Below are 19,922 nucleotides of genomic sequence, written 5' to 3'. Positions count from 1 at the left end.
CGATGGTCGAAACCGCCCTCGCCCTGCTCAACGCTTTTGGTGACAGGTTGGCCGGGTTCGTCTTCGCCTCGGTCAGTGTTTTCGGGGTCGAGGTACAGCTGATCGCGCTGTGGCTGTTCGCCGGCATGGTCTTCTTCACGCTGAAGCTCCGGTTCATCAACCTGCGTGGATTCGGCATTGGCATCGGCACCTTGCTCGGCCGTTACACGTCGGCTGATGCGCCCGGGGAAATGTCGCCTTTCCAGGCGCTTTCCACCGCCCTGTCCGGCACGGTTGGCCTCGGCAATATCGCGGGCGTGGCCATCGCGATTGCGATCGGCGGCCCGGGCGCTGCGTTCTGGATGGTCGTGATCGGCTTCTTCGCGATGAGCCTGAAGTTTGCGGAAGTCGTGCTGGCCGTGAAGTACCGCCTGATCGGGTCGGATGGTTCGGTCTCCGGCGGGCCCATGTGGTACCTGAAAAACGGCCTGGCCGAGCGCGGCATGCCCCGCTTCGGCAAAGTGCTGGCCGCGATCTATGCCGCCTTCGCGCTTGTCGCATTCATTCAGATCATCCAGGTGAACCAGTCCTATTCCCAGTTGCACACGGTGCTGGGATTCAGCGACACGCCTTCCAGCGCACTGGCCTACGGCATCGGTATCGCGCTTCTGGCGGGGCTGGTTCTTGTTGGTGGCGCCCGGTCGATCGCCCGCGTCACATCCAGGCTGACGCCGCTGATGTGCCTGATCTACGTTGCCGGTGTTGTCATCGTACTCGGCGTGAACATCACCGAATTGCCGCATGCCGTCGCACTCATCGTCGGGGACGCCTTCTCGGCGCATTCGGCGGCGGGCGGCATCCTCGGGGCATTCGTCGCTGGCATGCGGCGCGCAGTCTATTCGAATGAAGCAGGCATCGGTTCAGCGTCCATCGCGCACGCGGCCGTCAAGACGCATCACCCCGCATCGGAAGGGTTTGTCGCGCTCCTCGAGCCGTTCATCGACACGGTCGTGATCTGCTCTGCGACGGCCCTTGTCATCGTGACGACCGGAGTCTGGCAGGACGGGCATAGCGATATCGCCATGACGTCTGCCGCGTTCGGCACGGTTGCCGCCTGGTTTCCCTACGTGCTCGCGTGCGCCGTCTGCCTGTTCGCTTTTTCCACCATCCTGGCGGTCGGCTATTACGGCCAGCAGGTCTGCCGCTACCTGTTTGGCTCGCGGGAATGGGTGCGCATCACCTATCTCGTGCTGTTTTGCGGGCTCCTGCCGATTGGCGCGGTCGCAAAGGTCAGCACCGTCCTCAACATTATCGACAGCCTGTTCTTCCTCATCTCAATTCCAAATCTCATCGGGCTCTACCTGATGTCAGACACCGTTCGCGAAGAGCTCAACCGGTTCCTCAGACATATCGCCAGGTCCCGGGACGCATCGGTTTGACGCTGTCCCTCGCAAGAGGTCAGCTGCCGGAACCGGAGCCGTCATCGCCGACTTCCTGGGACCGGACACGCGCAGCACGCTTTTTCGCCTGACGTGAGAGCGCGATCTTGACGGCGATCACCGCGGGAACGGCGAAGACAAAAAACAACGCGACAGCATTGAACGCGGTCTCGAATGCGATGACCGCAGACTGCCCCTGCACGGCGCTGCCAAGCAAACGCCTCGATGCCTGACTGGCGACTTCCGTGTCCAGCCCGCGCCCCGCGAATGCCGCCGCCGTTGCTGCCAGGCGTTGTTGCGCCAGGGGGCTGCCGTCGCTGACACCTGCGCCCAGCACCGCCATATTCGTCACGACGCCGTGGCTGATCAGTGTTTGCAGGCCTGCGACACCCAGCAGGCCACCCAGCTGCCGCCCGATATTGAACAGCGCTATCCCGAAAGGAAGGTCTCGCGCGTTGAGATCGCTGAATGCGATCAGGGTGATCGACAGGAACAGGAATCCAAGCCCCACGCCGCGCAGCAGAATGGCCGTCATCATGTCGCCGGTCCCGCTGTCCTGCGTCGAACCGGACAGCATCCACATCGACGTCATGATCAATATGATCCCGAATGGCACCGTTGCGATCGGCGGCGCTCCGCGAACCTGGAACAGGAAAGCGGCCAGGAACAACGCCCCCAGAAACAACCCACCGCTGGGCAACAACAGCAGGCCCGCGCCTGTCGGCGTAAACGACAGGACAGACGCGGCGAATGCCGGAATGAGATACGCGCTGCCAAACAGAGCGGCTCCGGCAATAAAGCTGATGAAAAACGCGAAGCTGAACTGTTCGGATTCGAATATCTCGAATTGCAGCAACCGGCGCTCCCCTGAAAGGACTTGCGTTCCGAGGAAGGCGAGCAGTGCAGCCGATCCTGCCACCACGAGCCAGGAAACAATGGGGTCTCCAAACCAGTTCCATCTGTTGCCCTGGCTGAGCACATAGGTGAAGCAACACAGCGAGACCGAGAACAACGCGGCGCCGAGCCAGTCAAACGGGCGCGTCTCGCGTGCGCTGCCGGCAGACTCTCCCCCCATCAGCAACAGTCCGGCGGATGCCAGAGACACCGGCACGATACTGAAGAATATCCAGCCCCATGACCGGTAGTCCACCAACCACCCCTGATAGGCTGCCGTCATCGTTGCGGGGGCCACCACCGCCCCGATAGCGAACAATGCCTGCAATACCGGCTGGCGGGATCGCGGAAATTCCAGAAAGAGTATCGACTGGCTACCCACCAGGAGGATGCCACCCGAGAGTCCTTGCAGGACCCGGAGTGCAACGAGCGTGTCCAGGCTGGTTGCAAGCATGGCGATCGCGCCCGCAGCGCCCAGCACAAGTGTTGAGCCGATCAACAGGCGTCGCGAGTCGATACGGCACATCAGCACAGGCGCCACCACGAAGCCGATGAACTTCGCTGTCGTGTAGCCGATGTCCAGCCACGCAAACTCGTCAGGCGTGGCGTGTATATCGCCGATGATGTCGAAGCGGCCCGCCGAAAGGGCCGTGCTGGCGATCGCTTCGGTCAGGGCGGCAAGAACGATCCCCGCGATCAGGATTGCACCTTCTGCGCCGCCGCTCCGGCTTGCGCGCGCCATGGCGGTTCCGGTCACCGATCCTGGTCCCTGTCTATTTCGACCCGCGCGGACAATCCGGGTACCAGGCGCTCGGGAAGAGGCTCATCGGCAAACCGGATCTTCACCGGCACACGTTGAACGACACGCACGAAGTTTCCGGTCGCATTGTCTGATGGAAGCAGGCTGAACGAGGATCCGCTGCCAGGCGCAAAGCTGTCGACCACGCCGCTGAAAACCCTGTCCGGATAGCCATCGATGCTGATGCGTACAGGTTGCCCCAGGCGCACAAAGCGAAGCTGCGTCTCCTTGAAATTCGCCACGACCCACACTTCGTTCGCGGGCACGATGTCAAGCACAGGTGAGCCCGGCGCAACCAATCGGCCCACCCGGACCTGACGATTTCCGACGATGCCGTCGACGGGAGACCGAACCACCGTACTATCGAGGTCGATCTTCGCCAGGTCACGCAGGGCTTCGGCTTGCGCAATCGCGGCGGCAGCTGCTCGCTTCTGGCTGGCCAGGACGGCAATCTTCTGCTGCTGGGCGTCAACCGTGGCACTTGCTGCCGAAACAGCCGCCTCTGCCCGTGTTCGCTTTGCATCGCTCTCATCAACCAGCGCCTGGCTGACTGCGCCCGACTGGACCAGTCGGCGCATGCGCTCGGAATCCCTCACCGACAGGGCCTCGTCCGCCGCAGATGAGCGCTGCTGCGCCTGCGCCTGCCGGATCAGGGCCCGCTGCAGTTCCGTTTCCGTTTCGACATTGGCCAGGCGCGCACGTGCTGCCTCAAGGTTCGCTTCCGCTTGCGCCAGCCGCGCCCTGTAGTCCTGGTCGTCAATCCGGAACAGGACATCGCCGGCATGAACAGGCTGGTTGTCGTCGATCTCCACCGAAACCACGTATCCCGAGATCTTGGCGGCCAGCGACGTCACTTCACCCCGGACATATGCGTTATCGGTCGATGTCTCACTGGCTGAGCGCGCGACAATCCACCCGCCAACACCTACCAGGACAGCGCCCAGGCAGAGAACGACGCCGACGACGCGCTTCTTGGTACCTTTTGCCACTACGTCCTCCAACACGATGCCCGGTCGCCGGGCAGTTGGGATCGTTTTGCGACGGCGGCGTCTTGCATAAGGGTCTCCATTGCAAACCAGCGAGCTATCGACCGAAAGTGTGACGCCGGGGCGATCAATCCAACTCCCCCTTGGGTCAGGCCATGCTATACTTGCAGCTAGATGCTGCACGCGTCGATCCGGAGGCGACAAGCGCGCCAAACGTCCAGGAAAAGCGGTCCTGCGGGACACCAACACGCGTGGTGATTTCGTCGACCCCATCCGGGGCGGACGCGAATGGCACCCGCCCCTTCATTTTTGCGAACCTGACAGGTTGGATGCTCGCCTGCCGTTTCGTTGGCTGCAGGGAGAAACCGGAAAAACCCCTGCATTCATCATCTCTGTCGCGTCCGGTTGACACGGCTCGCCCAGACAACATGCCCGGTCGGTCGCGTGTGATCATCCTGCCTTCCCGGGTGAACTGCCTAGGCCAAAGGGCAGGCCACTCTCCACGCATGGCGCATCCAGCCGACACTCCCGAATACCCTCCGTCCACCAATCTACCGGTACCGGTCGCTACAACGTAACGGCATCCAGGATCAGTCCCTCGACACGCATCGCTGCCTGCACCGCCGGGCGGCGTTTCATGCGATCACGCATGCCTATCAGGGCATTCGGGACGGCCACATCGAAACGCGCTGCCCACAGCAGCATGACGAACAGGTAGAAGTCAGCCACACTTGGCGTGTCACCAAACAGGTAGGGCCCGGCCATATGGTCGGCAACGAACCGGAGCTGGCCTGCCACAGTGGCGCGCGCGCTCGCCTTCTCCGCGTCGGTGCTCGGATGCCACATCGGTTTGAAGCTGCGGTGTATTTCCGTCGAAATGTAAGTCATCATTTCAAGGGCGCGCGTGCGGCCGAGCGGTCCTGATACAGCAATCTCGGGATGCCCGCTCGCCAGCCAGTCGAGAACGGCGATATTTTCCGTCAGGGTCTCACCGTCATCAAGCACGAGGACCGGCACATAGCCCTTGGGGTTGATGGCGAGGAAGTCGCCGCCCGACGCCGTTCGTTTCGTTTTGAGGTCAACCTTTTCCCGCTCGAAACTGAGTCCCAGTTCTTCGAGCGCGATGTGATCGGCAAGGCTGCAAGCCAAAGGTGTAAAATAGAGTTTCATGTCCGGCTTCCTTCTATGACCATTGAACCACTGCCTTCCATGAACGTGGTCAGGTCACTGAAGGCGTGGCGTCCGATTATGGCGATCACAAATTCCGGCGATATTGTCCTTTAGGCGAGCTCGCATATGCTGATTGCAGGGCATGCATCCATTCGGAACAATGAACACGGACCAACCTGACCATCGAGTGGCGTTCACGCCACCGAACGGCGTTTGCGACCCACGGTACCCTTTGACTCAGCGAGATCGCACGGGAATGAGCGGGTACCGATGGGGAATCTCGGTCATCAGGCTGTCGCGCAGCCAGTCTTCAAACCGGCGCGATCCAATCATCGCATCGCCCCCTGGCAGAAGGGTTTCGTCAGTCAGTGGCGCACCGAAATAGGGCTCATGCGGGTCGGCTATGATGCGACGCGGATCTTCATAAGCCGTCAGCACCTCGGTCGCGAGGTAATCAAGTCGGAACCGTTCAGGACCGGCAACCTCGACAATGCGATTCAACGGGCGCCCCGTTGCCAAATCCGCCAGTTTGCGAGCAAGATCGCGTGAAGAGACCGGCTGGACGGTCGTCAACGGCACGACAACATCAGGGTTGGCCCCTTCCTGCGCAATCGCACTTATGATTTCAAAGAACTGGGTCGACCTCAGAATGGTAAAAGGCGTTCCCGATTCCCTGACCAGGCGCTCCTGAATCATCTTTGCTCGGAAATAGGCACTCGCTTGCAGGCGATCAGTGCCCACGACAGACAGGATGACGTGGTGCCTTACGCCGGCCGCGCGTCCGGCAGCAATCAGGTTGCGACCGGATCGCTCGAAGAATGTGGCCGCAGCGCCCTTGTCGAGAGACGGGGCGTCAGACACGTCAACAACCACCGTGGCTTGTCGCAATGCGCCTTCAAGCCCTTCACCGGTCACTGTGTTGATTCCGACAGATGGCGACGCGGAGACCACGAGTTGCCCTTCGCATCGCAGGATGTCGACAAGCTTTCCGCCGATCCGCCCGGTTCCACCAATCACGACAATCTTCATGTTCGACACCTCGACAACATGCCTTCACTTGGTCCGCTCATACTACCGAATCCTGTGCATGCCGGTCGATTGGACTGGAAGGCGGGCATGACCTATCCGGTAGTATAGCGAACGATCACGCAGGTCCGTCTGGCGGAGATGGTGTCCGCCCAGCGCGCCGCGACAGGGTTCTAGTCCGGCGAGATCTGATGTCTCAACCAGTCCGAAAATGTGCCGGAAGTAATATGCGCGTCAGGGCCCGGCAGGAGCGACTCATACGCCAGCTGCGTGCCGAAATAGGCTTGGGCCGGATCGACAATCACACGACGCGGGTCCTCTTCCGCACTGAGCATCAGGCGTGCGACTTCGGACAGTTCAATTCTTGCGGGACCGGCCAATTCAATCGTCTCGTCGCGCGGCGGCGAAACGGCGATGTCAGCCAGATACATTGCGACATCATCGGACGCGATAGGCTGCAACAGCGCGCGCGGCAACCTTATGAACGGCTTGTCGTCATCTAGGCCCAGCATGCGATGAATCAGTTCGAAGAACTGCGTTGAACGCACGATCGTATACGGAATGGGAGAGGCCTTTATGATCTCTTCCTGCATCGCCTTCGCCTCGAAATAGCTGCCCGCGGTCAATTTGTCTGCGCCGACAATCGACAGCGCAACATGGTGATTGACGCCGGCGGCCGCCTCGGCAGAGATCAGGTTCCGGGTGATTGTTTCGAAGAAATGCACCGGCTCCCGGCCGTCAACATCAGTCGTATTCGTGACATCGACCACGACATGAGCTGATCTCAGCGCAGTCGCCAGCCCCTGTCCACTCAGTGCATCGATGCCTTCAGATCGGGAAGCGACCACAACATGGTGAGATCGCGCGTGCAGCAAGCTGACCAACCTTGACCCGATAAGTCCTGTGCCGCCGACGACAACAATTCGCATCGCTTCTCCTCCTGCTGCACCGAACGTCAGTCCTCCGCCGGGATCAGGTGACGCTCAGGCCTCCATCGACAGAAATGACCTGCCCCGTAACCCAGCCTGATTCAGGATCGGCGAGCTGGAGTATCCATTTGACGACATCCTCCGGCTCCCCGCGCCGCTTGAGCGGTATCTGCTCGCGCTCCTCGTTTTCGATGGCCTCTGCCTGTTCCGGCGTCAGGCCCATCATTCCGGTCAACGCACCCGATTTCGTCGGTCCGGCTGCGACGGCATTCACGCGTATGCCTTGCGGCGCGAGTTCCAGGGCCCAGCAGCGCGTGAGATGCTCCAGCGCTGCCTTGCTCGCAGCATAGTGGGAAAGACCTGCAACCGGCTTGTGACCGAACGTGCTGGAGACATTTATGATCACCCCCATAGATGCGGTCAGATGGGGAAGCGCTGCCCTAGAGAGCAAGCTCGGGCCGGTCACATTCACTCCAAATATCGCATTGACCTTTTCCGCTGTGACATCCGCCAATGGCAAGATCGCACCGGCGCCCGCATTGTTCAGGATCACATCTACCCGGCCCCAGGCATCCACAGCCTTTGCGACGGTGCGCCCGGCATCTTCAGGAATGGAGGAATCCGAAACAATATAAGCGATGCCAGGGTGCCCGGACGCAGCGTCCTTCAACGCATCTTCCCGGCGACCGGTGATGAGTACGCTGGCACCAGCGCGGGCGAACTGCACCGCAGCGGCGCGTCCAATCCCCGAACTACCGCCGGTGACAATGACGCCTTTGTTTTCAAGCTTGGTCATATTGCACCTCCGCGCTTTCATCGAACGGACTGTTCATGACCGAATCCACCGACGATGGCGCCGCGTATCCAGGCACAAATCGCTCCCCGAAATCACGCACAAAATTGTCGTAGGTCGTCTCCGGAACACGTTCAGCGATCCGGCAGAAACATCCTGTCATCTGCTCCTTCATCCCAAGGCGCGGGAACTCGGCAACGATCCTCGCTATCTCATCGGAGGGGATCACCTCGAACTGCAAGCCCACGACATCGAGGCAGATGCCGGACGTGCAGAGCGCGATCTCCGCCTCCTTGTAGAGGCCGATCGAAGGCGTGGAGTTCAGGGCGACGCTGTCCCACACCAGCTGGGCCCGCCGTTCGTCCACGCCGTTTTTCCTCACGAACACGCGCGCCAGGTCAGCGCCCTCCACCTCGAACCGCCGGGGCCCGTTGAAGCGGTCATTCAGCGTGATGTCGTGGAGTAACGTGCCGACCGCGACGACTTCGGCATCATGCATGATGTCCTGGATCTGGCCGATACGGGCTGCAAACAACCACGAGCGGACTACATGGTTGAACAGGTACGGCGTGCATTCGCGCCTTGCGTATTCAAGCGCGCGCTCGACGAGCGGTGTATCTGGAACTGACACACCTGCAAGTATTCGTGTGGCGGACCGTGTCATGGCGGTTGGTCTCCGGATCTAGTCGCTGTACGGGGTTGTGAGTTCGGCTTCGTCGGTGTCGACGACAAACACGGCGAGCAAGCTGGCGGGTTCGGTGCCACTGGCATTCTCACTGATGCCATGATGGTCGCCGGGATACTCGGCGAAATTCTCCCCCGCGTGGTATGTCACGATGGGGCCACCATTGACCTGGCTTCGGATCGCTCCATCCAGAATTGTGGCATAGATGAAGGCGGAGTCCGGGTGCGTGTGCGCCACGGACGTGCCGCCGGGTTGGTACTCGACGAGCACGCCTTTCATGCTCTTTCCCGGAACATTCGGCAGGGTGTGATCGAAGACGACAGTCACCTTCGCCTCTGCCAATTCGTCGTGTTGCGCCCCGGCCGCCCGTACGAAGGCGATAACCGTCACCGCTGCAGCTGCCGTGATGAGCATTGTCTTGAGCATTGCTGTCTCCATTCGTGATCGCAGGATTGAAAGGGCGCGCGGACAAGCCGGTCAGGCCGTGATCTTGCCGGGATCGGCCGGATGCTCAGCGCGGACTCCGATCTGCAGCCGGTTCCACAAGTTTATGGTCCCGATTGCGATGGTCAGGTTGGCCTGTTCCACTTCCGAGAACTGTGCCTTGAGCAGCTCGTAGTCCGCGTCAGAGGCGCCGTTTTCCGCCACCAGAGTCAGGGCGTCCGTCCAGGCAAGGGCAGCACGCTCGCGATCAGAGTAGAGCGAGGATTCCCGCCAGGCGTTCAGCATGTACAGCCGCATCTCCGTCTCGCCGGCCTTGCGTGCGTCCATCGCGTGCATGTGCAGGCAGAAGGCGCAGCCATTGATCTGTGAGGCACGCATCCGCACCAGCTCGAGCAGGCCATGCTCCAGGCCACTGGCCGCGATAGCGCTCTCCACGGTCATGATGGCTTTCACGGTGGCAGGGGCGACTTGGAAAGTATTCAGGCGTTGGGTCATGGTCATGTTTCCTTGGTTTGGGCGTGAAATGGGTAGAGCGCTTATCGGCCTGCCGGCGCGCCTATGCGCGCACCAGCGATGTCCTCAGCCATGTCTCGAAATGCGTGGCGCCAAGCCGCGGATGGTCTCCCGGCGTGAGCGTTTCGGCCTGCAGTGTGGCGCCGAAATATTGCGCGTTCGGATCTGCGATCACCTTGCGGTTGTCTCCGTCAGCAGCAAGAACTTCGCGGGCAAGCACATCGATTTCGTAGCGTTTCGGCCCGGCAATCTCGATCATCCCGTTGAGCGGGCGCCCAAGCGCCAGGTCGACCAGCGCATTGGCCACGTCATCCGAGGCAACCGGTTGTATGAAGGCGGGAGACAGGCGAACGACCTCGCCATCCGCGCCGGCGTTTATGATGCTGCGGATGAATTCAAAGAACTGGGTGGAATGCAGGATCGTGAACGGAATGGGCGCCTTCCTGATCAGTTTCTCCTGCGCCTGCTTGGCGCGAAAATACCCGCTGTCGGAAAGACGGTCTGTGCCGACCACCGACAGCGCCAGATGATGGCGCACGTTCGCAGCCGCTTCTGCTGCGAGCAGGTTGCGACCGGCGGTCTCGAAGAATGCGAGCGCCTCCTTGGCTTCGAACGAGGGGGAGTTGGCAACGTCGATCACAACCTCGGCTCCAGCAAGCGCGTCGGCCAGGCCTTCGCCCGTCAGCGTGTTCACACCGGAACTCGGCGCAGCCGCAACGACGTCGTGACCCCGGTCGCGCAGTCCCTGGACGGTCTTCGAGCCGATCAGGCCGGTACCACCGATAACAACGATCTTCATCTCTTTCTCCTTCGCGGTTTTGTTTGGGCAAGGACGAAGATGCGCTCTTGTCATCTGCAAAACCATTCGACGGAAGGCTTTGTCATGCGATGCGAAAGTCTAGGACAGGCTCGCCCGCCAGATGACGCGGTCTTATCGATCGACCGATCCGGTCGGCAGGACAACACGAAACTCGGCGCCACCGCCGGGATGATTTCGCGCAGAGATGCTCCCGCCATGCGACACGACGATAGACCGGCAGATCGCCAGCCCGATTCCCATGCCGGCATCCTTGGTCGTGAAGAAGCTGTCAAAGATCCGCTCGATGTCAGGCCCCTCGATGCCGGGGCCGCTGTCCCGGATCGCCAGCACCACGCACTCATCAGTCCCGACGCTCGTCGTGATCTCGATCCGCTGCAGCATTGTCTGGTCCTGCTTCATGGCCTGGATGCTGTTCACGAGCAGGTTGATGATCACCTGCTGCAGCTGGACCCGATCCCCCACAATCCGGGGCAATTCGCAGCCATACGCCACTGACAGGTCGATAGACCGTGCCTCGATGTCATAGCGAATGAAGAGGATGGCCTCATCAATGATCTCGTTGAGATCAAGCGCGACATGCTCCGGCTCGTGCTTCGATGCCATGCCGCGGATTCGTCCCACAATATCGCTGGCCCGGCGGGCGCTGCCGGCAATCCGGGTGGTCAGCAACCTGACCTTGTCGATATTCGGTTCCTCACGAGACAGCCAGCGCAGGCTCGTTTCGGCATTTGTAACGATGGCGGCGAGTGGCTGGTTGACTTCATGGGCAATCGACGACGTCAGCTCGCCCAGCATCGATATCCGGGCGGCATGCGTGTTTTCCGCCTGCAGCTGACGCAGCTGGCGTTCCGTTCGCAACCTTTCCGTAATATCCTGTATACAGATTATCGTGACATCCAGCCTTTCCGGCGGTGCCGGATAGGTCACCGACAGCTGCACATCACGAAGCCTGCCGTCCAGCGTGCGGATTTTTGCAATTTCCGAATAATTCCGCTTGCCATGGAAGCGGGCCATCATCACGCGGCGGTCCGTTCCCGGGGACGAGGCGAAGAGGAACCTGACCGGTCCGGCCAGGTCGGCTGCGGTCGACGCGGCGAACAGGGTTACCGCCTCCTGGTTGACCTCTGTCACCTTCACGGCGTCATTCGCAAAGTCCACCAGCTCGGGGTGCGCCTCCAGGTAGGCGGCGAAATCGGTAATGCCTTTGGCTCTCAGTTCGCCGAACGCTTCTCCCGCACGCCTGGCGTCCACCTGCAGCACGGCGACGGGCAGGTGCTGTATCAGTTTGCGGTACCGGTCTTCGCTTGCCCGCAGGTAGAGGAAGGAATTGTCACCGCTGACCTCGCCATTGACTGCAACGAAGACCTTGCCTGCCTGGCCAGGCATGTCCCTGCTCCAGACAGTCACGGAACAGTCCTCGAGCAATGGGGAGGCGATCTTTCGTGTTTGGGCTGTATGGTGCGGCCAGGCGCCAACCACGGACACGATCAGTTCGGCGATGTCGACCTCGCTCTCGCGCGGCCAGAAATCCGATACGGCCTGTCCGATCAGGCCACTTCGTCCCGAATAGTCTCCGGCCAGCCGCAGGGTTCGTTCGTTCACGCCAACGATGAGGATGGCAGACAGGAACTCCCGCGCCTTTTCGGGATCGCCGGCAAACACGTCGGCGCCAGGCTGCCCGGTGCGTTTGGCGAGGTCGATGACGCGTGGCCGAACACGCGTCACATCGAACTCCCAGAACGCCGCCGAGGCGGGCAACTTCTCGGCGCGGTCCGCCGGGCGTTCGCTGCCGACCTGGAGATCGAGTCTCTGGCCGAACTCGACGACATCTCTCATCTCGCCAGACGGAAGACGCCGCACGATGCGCCTCACGCTGCTGACAACCTCACCACCCGACAATGCGCGGCGGCGCGCTTGCCCGTTCCAGCTGCCATCCCGCAACAGGAGGCGCCACTGCTCGTCATGGCGCGAACGCTGCTGGGCAATCGCTCCCAGCCTGCTGCCGATCATCCCCATGGCCGGCCAGCCGTAAAGCGCTTCGGATGCCGGGTTCCAGTACTGGACAATTCCGTCGAGGTCGCAAACGATCACGCTCTCTGCAGCAAGGTCGGCAAGGTCGGTCTCCGGTCCGGCAAGCGTGCGCGCCAGCCCATCAATTGCCACTTCGGATTCCCTCGCCGGGTCAGACATCGGATTGGCTCCACCCTGCGTCGTCACCGGCGTCCGGGTTCCAGTTCAATGCGGACTTGAGGTGATGGATGAGCACGTCATCACTGACGGGCTTGGTCAGAAAGGCGTGTGCGCCCCCGTCGAGAGCGCGTGCGCGTGTCAGGGCATCCAGGACGGAGGTGATGAAAATGACCGGCATGGTCGAACCGCATGCGCGCAAGCGTTCCTGCAGTTGAAGCCCGTCAACACCCGGCATGTTTATGTCTGTTATCAGGCTGTCGAACCGGCCCGGCGCGTATTCCGCGAGAAACGGTTCCGCCCTGTCAAACGCGGAACAATTCAGGCCCAGCACCTGAAGCAGGTCGGAAAGCGCTTGGCGCACGGCGTCGTCGTCCTCAACAATTGCCACTCTGGGTATTCTAGACAAGCGAAGGAACCTCGATTACGCGGCCAATCCGGCCAGTTCTCTCCTATCTCGTCAGGCGCAGACCAAAATTGTAATTGTACTTTAGTCTAGGCTGCACACGCTTCTCGCAGGTCGGGTGGCAGTGACTCCCAGGCACGTATCAGGTCTCCAACCGATGTTGCTTCCATCTTGCGCATGACATTGCTGCGATGAAGCTTGACCGTCACTTCGCTGATCCCGAAGTCGAACGCGATCTGCTTGTTCAGGCGCCCCAGTGCCACTTCCCGCAGAACTTGCCGCTCACGCGGGGTCAGCGTCTCTAGGCGGTCGATGTGTTTCTGCATGATCTGGTGTGTCTGCCGCGATGCGATATCCATTTCGATGGCAGCCGTCACAGCATCCAGCAGGGTCTGGTCCCGAACCGGCTTGGTCAGGAAATCGACCGCGCCCGCCTTCATCGCCGTGACGGACATTGGTATATCGCCATGTCCGGTCAGGAAGATGATCGGTGGCGCGTCACCCTTTGCCGCGAGCAGGTTCTGCAGGTCCAGCCCACTGGAACCCGGCATGCGAACATCAAGTATCATGCAGCCCGGCCGCCGCGGCAGGTCGGCCGCCAGCAAGTCGCGGGTCGACGCAAAGCAGGTCGCATCCAGCCCGACAGACAGGATAAGCTCCCGGAGCGCTGTCCGCACCTCCTCATCATCGTCCACGATAACGACATGGGCGCGTTCCTTTTCCGCTTTAGTTACGGCCACGGTCGCCTCCCAGGCTGACGCCGATGCACACTGCGTCGGGCTCGTTCGATTCATTCTTTGTGGACATCGCCATCTCGTCTCCTTTCAAGATTCAGGGTTGCTGTTGATGAGTGTTCGACGTGCTGTCGGAACGGCGTTCCGTGGCGCCGGGTCTGCCCGGTCATCCAGCATGGCTTCGGGCGGGCGCGCCTTGCCGCCCCGCGAACTCACGCGAGTCGCCAACCAGTCCTGGACTTCGCCGGCAAATTCCTGCGGCGCCTTGCGCTCGACCGACCGTGCGACATCCGCAAGCGAGGTACTGGCCAGCGTGTCACGCATGGCCTTTTCCGCGCGCAGCATGACCGCATGGATGGAACAGACCCCCTTTGTCGCCCAGCGCGGCGGTGTCTCGCCAAACAGCACGCAGCGGTTCCGGATATCCTGGCAATCGAACAGCGGCTTCTTGCCTTCGATCGCGTCCACGATCTGCAGAAAATTGATGTCGCCAGGCTCGCGCGCTAGGACATAGCCGCCGCGCACGCCTTCCGCTGCATGCACGAGGCCCGCTTTCTCAAGCTTGGACAATATCTTTGCAAGGAAGGCTTGCGGAATTCCCTGGAACTCGGCCAGGTCGCGCGCGCTGACCGGCGCGCCGCCGGAATCAACCAGCCAGAGCAGGCTGTGTGTCCCATATTCGACGCTGGTCGTCAGGTGTGCCATAACTCGCACCATATCACTCCGCGTTAATCTCTGCAATCAGCATGTCGTCGCCGGCGACAGCACGCCACCCCCGTCCGCGTCAACAGCCACGGACGGGGCGGCGGGCTGACGGCTAGTCGTAGAGGTGCGCCTCCACGAACCATAGCTGCTTGTCGGTTTCCCGTGACAGCTGGGTGAACAGGTCTGCGGTGTCAGCGTCGCCAAGCTCGGTGGCGGCATCTATGTCGCCGCGCAGGGCCTTGCCGAATTGCGCAAGGACGGCACTGAGCGCCTTCAGGTGCGACTCGCCATGGCGCGCGTCGAGCGGATATTCATACAGCGTGCTCGCCCTGGCCGTCGTCTGGACGCGGCCGTCGGCAATGCCGCCCAGTGCCGTGATCCGTTCGGCAATCGTGTCGACATAGTCCTCCACCACAGCGTGCACGCCATCGAAGAACGTGTGCAGCTGGAAGAAGTCCATGCCCTTCACATTCCAGTGCGCCTGCTTGGTCTGGGCTTCCAGGTCGATTGAATCAGACAGCCGCGCCTGCAGCAGTGCGATCGATGCTTTCCGTGTGTGGGCGGGGATATCAAGGCGGGATTCAAACATGTCAGGTCTCCTTTTGGTCAGGAACAAATGGTGCGCCGGAAACGGATCGCCGCATATACTTTTGGTTAGGATGGCTGCCGCCAGGGCCCATGCCCCATACGCCATCCGAAGCCGGACACTCCGTTCAGACACATAATTTGATAAAATTGCCTGTCACCCATGCGTTGGCAATTCCGCCGTTCGTACAATTGGCGTAGAAAGCCTCATCTACGATTGTAAGCCGCGTTGGCAAGCAACGGAGACTGCAATGACCGACCCCAAGCCTATCTCTCAAGATCATACATTTTCACGGCGAGGCGTCCTGATGGCGGCCAGCGCGGCAGCGGTCCTGCCAGCCTGTGCCGACTCCCTCTCAGGCACCCCACTTCAACCCGCATCCAATGACAGGATTTCCAAGATGGACAGGATCACAACCAAGGACGGCACCGAAATATACTACAAGGATTGGGGCCCCCGGTCGGGCCAGCCGATCTGCTTCCACCACGGCTGGCCGCTGTCGTCCGACGACTGGGACGCGCAGATGCTCTACTTCGTCAACAAGGGCTACCGGGTCGTTGCGCATGACCGTCGCGGCCATGGTCGCTCCGCCCAGGTCAGCGACGGCCACGACATGGAGCATTACGCCGCCGATGCCGCTGCCGTGTTCCAGCACCTCGACCTCAGGAACGCCGTCCATATCGGCCACTCCACCGGCGGCGGCGAAGCCGTCCGCTATGTCGCCCGGCATGGCAAGGGCCGTGTTGCCAAACTGGTCACGATCGGGGCGATCCCGCCGATCATGGTGAAGACACCTTCCAACCCGGACGGCCTGCCGATCGACGTCTTCGATGGCCTGCGGTCCGCCCTCGCGGCCAGCCGGACGCAGTTCTACATCGACCTCGCATCGGGCCCGTTCTATGGATTCAATCGTCCGGGCGCCAAGGTCATCGACAGCGTTGTCCAGAACTGGTGGCGTCAGGGCATGGCGGGCAGCGCCAAGGCACACTATGACGGCATAAAGGCCTTCTCGGAAACCGATTTCACGGAAGACCTGAAAATGATTGATGTGCCCACACTGATCATGCACGGCGATGACGACCAGGTCGTTCCCTACAAGGACGCGTCCGTTCTGGCGGCCAAGCTGGTCAAGAACAGCACTCTCAAGATCTATCCCGGCTTTCCGCATGGCATGATGACGACCCAGGCGGACGTCATCAACCCGGACCTGCTCGCCTTCATCAAGGCCTGATCGCAATCGCCGCGCCGGAATCGGGCAGGCACGCGCGCCCTCGTGTGACCTGCCTGGTTCCGGATGCCGGCCTACCGGCGGCGGCGCGTTTGCATCCGGTTGAGGACGGCCCCAGCCACGCGGCCACCCCGCCGTGTGATATCGGCCCGCAGCGCGTTGACTTCGTCCGGCCCGGCCCCTCCCGCACTCACCACGATAATCACGGCGTCGACCAGCCCTGCGAGGGTTTCGCCTGCCGTCGACCGGTCGGCCGCCGGTGCATCGAGGACAATCCAGTCCGTCGTCCGGCGCAATGCCTGCCACCAGTCGGGATGCGGACGGAACACTGCGCTCTGCCCGGGCGCCAGCGTGTCCGACCGGAACCGCGTGACCAGCAGGCGTGTCTCGCCAACTTGGTGCACCGCCAGTCGCCGCGTCCGCAAGCCTTCCCGTTCGGACGGTATCAGGTGATAGGCTGGCGGGCTGGCCAGTGACGCGTCATAGGCGCGCCCCGGCACACCGGCCGCCGCAAACGCCCCCTGCTGGAACCCGGTAAAGGCAGGATTATCCGCAAGATCGGTGTCGACAAGCCAGGCGCTCCGCGCGGCATGCCCGGCCGCCATCAGCGCAAACGAGGCCGCCATGCTGGTTGTGCCCTCGCCGCTGCGCGCCGCAACGAACATCACGCTGTGTGCGCCGCGCGGGCCGGGTCTTGTGGACAAGGCCTGCCACAGGGGATCAAGGTCAGCCCGAAGGTCCCGCATCGTCAACGGCCCGGCGTGTCATGATAGGCGCGAACGCTGGCCAGCACCGGCAAGTCTGTCGCGACTGCAGCCGCTCCCCCGCCCCTGCCTGAGCGCCCCGCGCGCATGCTGGCCCGGCCAAGGCCCGCCAGCAACGCGGCCAGCAACGCAAACGCACCTGCCAGCACCGGCAGGAACCAGTCCACGTCAGCCCGGTGAACCGGCAACCTGGCCGGCTCGACAATCCGGACATCTCCCACGTCCGCCCGGCGCGGGGGGCGAACCGCCTGCGCGCGGCTACTGTCGTCCGCCCGCTCGTGCGACAGCGCATCCCGCTTGCGCAGCAAGTCGCGGTAACGCTGGGCCTCACCGCCCGCCTCGGCCAGCCGGGCCTCGATACTGTCTGCCTGGCGTACCAGTTCAGCCCGGCGCGCCTGAAGCGCGGCCCCCTCGGCCTGCAGGTCCATGAGGCGCGCCTCTGCCTGCTGGTAAAGCGGGTTCGGGCCCGTCCGCACAGTGCCCGCCGGGCCGCCGAATGACGCGACCAGCGCTTCGGCTTCAGCAATACGGCGGTCCATGTCCTTGATAACTTCCGACCCCGGCAGATAGCGCGCAAGCTTGTCGGCCCGCTCAAGCTTCAGGTCGACCAGCGCCTGTCCGGTCCGGTCTTCAATGAAGATACGCTGTTCGCGCCGCACCAGGCCCATCTGCCGGCGATAGGCGGCAATCAGGGCGTCAACTTCCTTGATGCGCGCATCCGTTCGCAACAGCTCTTCACCGGCGGTGCGGGACAGGTCGGCCAGCCTGGCTTCCACGGTGCCGGGCGCCAGCGACCCCCCGCCTGCACGATACGCGGCAAGCGCCGCTTCAGCTTCGCGCAGGGCCTGCCCTGAATCGTCTTCAGGCACCTCCGACACCGCAGCGTCGTCGGCTGCCAGAACGTCGGAACGATAATTCAGGTACGCACCCAACAGGGCGTTCAGCACTTCAACCGACACATCCGGCCGGTCATGCCGGAACCGGACCATCAGGTCGGCGTCATTGCGGCCGCGTGTCACCCGCAGATCACCCTGCAACGCGATCAGCGCTGCGCGTCGGCACGCCGCCGTCAGACGGGCATCGGCTTCGGCGGTTTCGGCAGTGGCATTGCGACGGGCCTCGCAGGCCGTATCGATGTCGGGGTAAAGGCGCGACAGCGGAAACCGGTCGAGCACACGCGTTGCAACGACAGGGCTTTGCAGCAGGGCTGCTTCGCTGGTCGCCTCGCTCTGCACGGGCAACACCAGGCGCGCCCGCGCCTCAAACTTGGCAGGAATGGACAGGATTGCCGCCATGGACAGCGCCAGGACCGGCACGAACACCAGCAGCATCAGCCATTTTGCCCGCCACAGTTCGGCAGTCAGGCTGGCAGTGCGCGCTGAGTCGTCAGTCCCTGGCATGGTCAGCTATGGCTCCTCACGGCCCATTGAGAACAGGATCGCACGGTGCCGTTTGCGATTTCCTTAAGCTTGACGCGCAGGCAGATGCCTGCGTGGGCCGCTCGCGGACACCGAAACGCCTAGTTCATCAGTTTGAGCCACTCACGGGCCGACTGGAGCGCCATTTTGACTTCGTCCGAAGTCATCATGTCGGCCAGTTCGGCGCGCTGGATCTTGGCCTCTTCCGAACCGCGAAGCGCGGCCAGGTTGAACCATTTGTGCGCGGCGATCATGTCGACCTCCACGTTCAGTCCGGTCGAATACACAAGGCCGGCCTGGTAAAGCTCTTCGGGAGCTGAATCGGGGCCGAGCATTGAAGCGAGGTCTAGAGCGTAATCTGCAAAAGGCATTGTCTTGTTCCTGTTTCACCTTGCCGCCGCGTCGCCGGGATCCTTCCCGTGTCCTGCTTTGGCAACCACCACCCGCCGTGTCCGGCGATGGGTGAAGAGTGACGTCAGAGCTTTGCATTATGGTTAATGCAGGCGCGCCCCAAGGGGCAGAGCGTTACGCCCTGACCCGCTCCTGTTAACCCTATCGGGGAATCTGGCCGAAACGGCCCGAAATCCGCACGTTTGCCTTAGGATGCCCGCCTTAGCGGCGAACCAGTTCCACCGTCCGGCTCTCGAAGGTGAAGCCTTCAAGTTTCGCCGCAATCGCCGGATCGTCCACAGTCAGGTCCCGCACTTCGCGCCACACAGGGGCTGCAAAGCCGGCCTCCGAACGCAATTGCTCGAACTGGTCCACCTGCATCGCGCCGCCAAGGCATTCTCCCAGGATCACCGGGTCGTTCGCCAGGTCTGCCGGAATCGGCCGGTCCACGAACACGTCGGAGAACAGGAACCGCCCACCGGGCTTCAGCAGGTGCGCCGCCCCTGCAAAGACCGCCGCCTTCTCCGGTACCAGGTTGATCACGCAGTTCGACACGATCAGGTCCACGCTGCCCGGCGCGATGTCCAGGTCCTGCAGGCGGTCGACATGCCCCTCGATGAACCGCACATTGGACCGGTCATAGCCAAACCGCTCGCGGTGCCAGTCCTCGTGGCGGCGGGCCACGTCCAGCTGCTCGGGCGTCATGTCGACACCGATCACTTCGCCGTCCTGCCCGACCAGCTGCGCCAGGATATAGACGTCCTGCCCCGACCCGCTGCCCAGGTCGACCACACGCCACCCCGTCAGCGACCCGTCCGGCACCACCACACCGCACCCGTAGAACCGCCCCGAGACTTCCGGATGGATATGCTCCATCGCCGCAATCACGGGATCGGGCGGCCGCACGGTCGAGCAGCAAGCCGAGGTCTTCAGGTCTTCGCTACCTTGCAGGGTCTTTCCATAGTATTCCTGGACAATCTCTTTGGTCATGCGGGGCTGGCTCCGTTGCAAGCTATAAGGATATGCA

At 62.2% G+C, this 19,922-nt stretch carries 21 protein-coding genes; 2 read left to right on the top strand and 19 right to left on the bottom strand.

Translation table 11 applies throughout. From position 1 onward, the window contains the following. Positions 1 to 2 precede the first annotated feature (2 nt). Complete coding sequence (locus HJO_RS01980; RefSeq protein ID WP_035613006.1) at positions 3 to 1,418, top strand: alanine/glycine:cation symporter family protein; 1,416 nt, start codon at positions 3 to 5, stop codon at positions 1,416 to 1,418. A gap of 19 nt (positions 1,419 to 1,437) precedes the next feature. Here the strand turns inward: HJO_RS01980 and HJO_RS01975 are convergent, their stop codons facing one another. The 15 genes from HJO_RS01975 to dps form a co-directional block, all read right to left on the bottom strand. After that, positions 1,438 to 3,054, bottom strand: coding sequence for an MFS transporter (locus HJO_RS01975; protein WP_035614258.1), 1,617 nt, complete (start codon positions 3,052 to 3,054; stop codon positions 1,438 to 1,440). 11 nt (positions 3,055 to 3,065) lie between these two features. Continuing rightward, a complete protein-coding gene (locus HJO_RS01970; RefSeq protein ID WP_035613004.1) occupies positions 3,066 to 4,100 on the bottom strand; it encodes an HlyD family secretion protein in 1,035 nt (344 codons plus the stop codon). A 564-nt stretch (positions 4,101 to 4,664) separates the two neighbouring features. Next, positions 4,665 to 5,267 (bottom strand): glutathione S-transferase C-terminal domain-containing protein, encoded by a 603-nt coding sequence (locus tag HJO_RS01965; RefSeq protein ID WP_035613002.1) that lies wholly within the window; start codon positions 5,265 to 5,267, stop codon positions 4,665 to 4,667. Positions 5,268 to 5,504: 237 nt separating this feature from the next. Beyond that, positions 5,505 to 6,296 carry an SDR family oxidoreductase gene (locus tag HJO_RS01960; RefSeq protein WP_051617981.1) on the bottom strand — a complete coding sequence of 264 codons (792 nt, stop codon included), beginning with the start codon at positions 6,294 to 6,296 and terminating at the stop codon, positions 5,505 to 5,507. A gap of 170 nt (positions 6,297 to 6,466) precedes the next feature. After that, a complete protein-coding gene (locus HJO_RS01955) occupies positions 6,467 to 7,222 on the bottom strand; it encodes an SDR family oxidoreductase (RefSeq protein WP_035612999.1) in 756 nt (251 codons plus the stop codon). Between the two features lie 43 nt (positions 7,223 to 7,265). Then, positions 7,266 to 8,018 carry an SDR family NAD(P)-dependent oxidoreductase gene (locus tag HJO_RS01950; RefSeq protein WP_035612998.1) on the bottom strand — a complete coding sequence of 251 codons (753 nt, stop codon included), beginning with the start codon at positions 8,016 to 8,018 and terminating at the stop codon, positions 7,266 to 7,268. Further along, on the bottom strand, positions 8,005 to 8,679 hold the full coding sequence (locus HJO_RS01945) for an HD domain-containing protein (RefSeq protein WP_035612997.1): 675 nt from the start codon (positions 8,677 to 8,679) through the stop codon (positions 8,005 to 8,007). The genes HJO_RS01950 and HJO_RS01945 overlap by 14 nt, the downstream gene beginning before the upstream one ends. A gap of 18 nt (positions 8,680 to 8,697) precedes the next feature. Beyond that, positions 8,698 to 9,126 carry a cupin domain-containing protein gene (locus HJO_RS01940; RefSeq protein WP_084141508.1) on the bottom strand — a complete coding sequence of 143 codons (429 nt, stop codon included), beginning with the start codon at positions 9,124 to 9,126 and terminating at the stop codon, positions 8,698 to 8,700. Between the two features lie 51 nt (positions 9,127 to 9,177). Then, complete coding sequence (locus HJO_RS01935) at positions 9,178 to 9,639, bottom strand: carboxymuconolactone decarboxylase family protein (RefSeq protein WP_035614249.1); 462 nt, start codon at positions 9,637 to 9,639, stop codon at positions 9,178 to 9,180. Between the two features lie 61 nt (positions 9,640 to 9,700). After that, complete coding sequence (locus tag HJO_RS01930) at positions 9,701 to 10,456, bottom strand: SDR family oxidoreductase (protein WP_035612995.1); 756 nt, start codon at positions 10,454 to 10,456, stop codon at positions 9,701 to 9,703. 132 nt (positions 10,457 to 10,588) lie between these two features. Continuing rightward, entirely contained in the window at positions 10,589 to 12,667 is a 2,079-nt protein-coding gene (locus tag HJO_RS01925) for a PAS domain-containing sensor histidine kinase (protein ID WP_084141324.1), read from the bottom strand. Beyond that, positions 12,660 to 13,055 carry a response regulator transcription factor gene (locus tag HJO_RS01920; protein WP_206741788.1) on the bottom strand — a complete coding sequence of 132 codons (396 nt, stop codon included), beginning with the start codon at positions 13,053 to 13,055 and terminating at the stop codon, positions 12,660 to 12,662. Before HJO_RS01920 ends, HJO_RS01925 begins: the two co-directional genes overlap by 8 nt. Before the next feature lie 104 nt (positions 13,056 to 13,159). Continuing rightward, on the bottom strand, positions 13,160 to 13,810 hold the full coding sequence (locus HJO_RS01915) for a response regulator transcription factor (RefSeq protein ID WP_035614240.1): 651 nt from the start codon (positions 13,808 to 13,810) through the stop codon (positions 13,160 to 13,162). Between the two features lie 84 nt (positions 13,811 to 13,894). Continuing rightward, positions 13,895 to 14,509, bottom strand: a complete 615-nt coding sequence (locus HJO_RS01910) for an RrF2 family transcriptional regulator (protein ID WP_084141320.1) — start codon at positions 14,507 to 14,509, stop codon at positions 13,895 to 13,897. 112 nt (positions 14,510 to 14,621) lie between these two features. Beyond that, positions 14,622 to 15,125 (bottom strand): DNA starvation/stationary phase protection protein Dps, encoded by a 504-nt coding sequence (gene dps, locus HJO_RS01905; protein WP_422120063.1) that lies wholly within the window; start codon positions 15,123 to 15,125, stop codon positions 14,622 to 14,624. 370 nt (positions 15,126 to 15,495) lie between these two features. Between dps and HJO_RS01900 the strand changes: the two genes are divergently transcribed. Continuing rightward, the gene (locus HJO_RS01900; RefSeq protein WP_051618235.1) at positions 15,496 to 16,326 is read left to right on the top strand and encodes an alpha/beta fold hydrolase; all 831 of its coding nucleotides are present in this window, start codon (positions 15,496 to 15,498) and stop codon (positions 16,324 to 16,326) included. Between the two features lie 71 nt (positions 16,327 to 16,397). Here the strand turns inward: HJO_RS01900 and HJO_RS01895 are convergent, their stop codons facing one another. The 4 genes from HJO_RS01895 to HJO_RS01880 all read right to left on the bottom strand — a co-directional run bounded on the left by HJO_RS01895 (position 16,398) and on the right by HJO_RS01880 (position 19,885). Next, positions 16,398 to 17,069 carry a P-loop NTPase family protein gene (locus tag HJO_RS01895; RefSeq protein ID WP_035612991.1) on the bottom strand — a complete coding sequence of 224 codons (672 nt, stop codon included), beginning with the start codon at positions 17,067 to 17,069 and terminating at the stop codon, positions 16,398 to 16,400. 2 nt (positions 17,070 to 17,071) lie between these two features. Next, positions 17,072 to 18,487 carry a GumC domain-containing protein gene (locus tag HJO_RS01890; protein ID WP_035612989.1) on the bottom strand — a complete coding sequence of 472 codons (1,416 nt, stop codon included), beginning with the start codon at positions 18,485 to 18,487 and terminating at the stop codon, positions 17,072 to 17,074. A gap of 119 nt (positions 18,488 to 18,606) precedes the next feature. Continuing rightward, the gene (locus tag HJO_RS01885; protein ID WP_035612987.1) at positions 18,607 to 18,876 is read right to left on the bottom strand and encodes an SEL1-like repeat protein; all 270 of its coding nucleotides are present in this window, start codon (positions 18,874 to 18,876) and stop codon (positions 18,607 to 18,609) included. A 241-nt stretch (positions 18,877 to 19,117) separates the two neighbouring features. Next, positions 19,118 to 19,885 (bottom strand): methyltransferase domain-containing protein, encoded by a 768-nt coding sequence (locus tag HJO_RS01880; RefSeq protein WP_051617980.1) that lies wholly within the window; start codon positions 19,883 to 19,885, stop codon positions 19,118 to 19,120. Between the last annotated feature and the right edge of the window lie 37 nt (positions 19,886 to 19,922).

It is taken from the genome of Hyphomonas johnsonii MHS-2, assembly GCF_000685275.1.
Taxonomy (GTDB): Bacteria; Pseudomonadota; Alphaproteobacteria; order Caulobacterales; family Hyphomonadaceae; genus Hyphomonas; species Hyphomonas johnsonii.
This window is presented reverse-complemented; position numbering and strand designations above follow the sequence as displayed.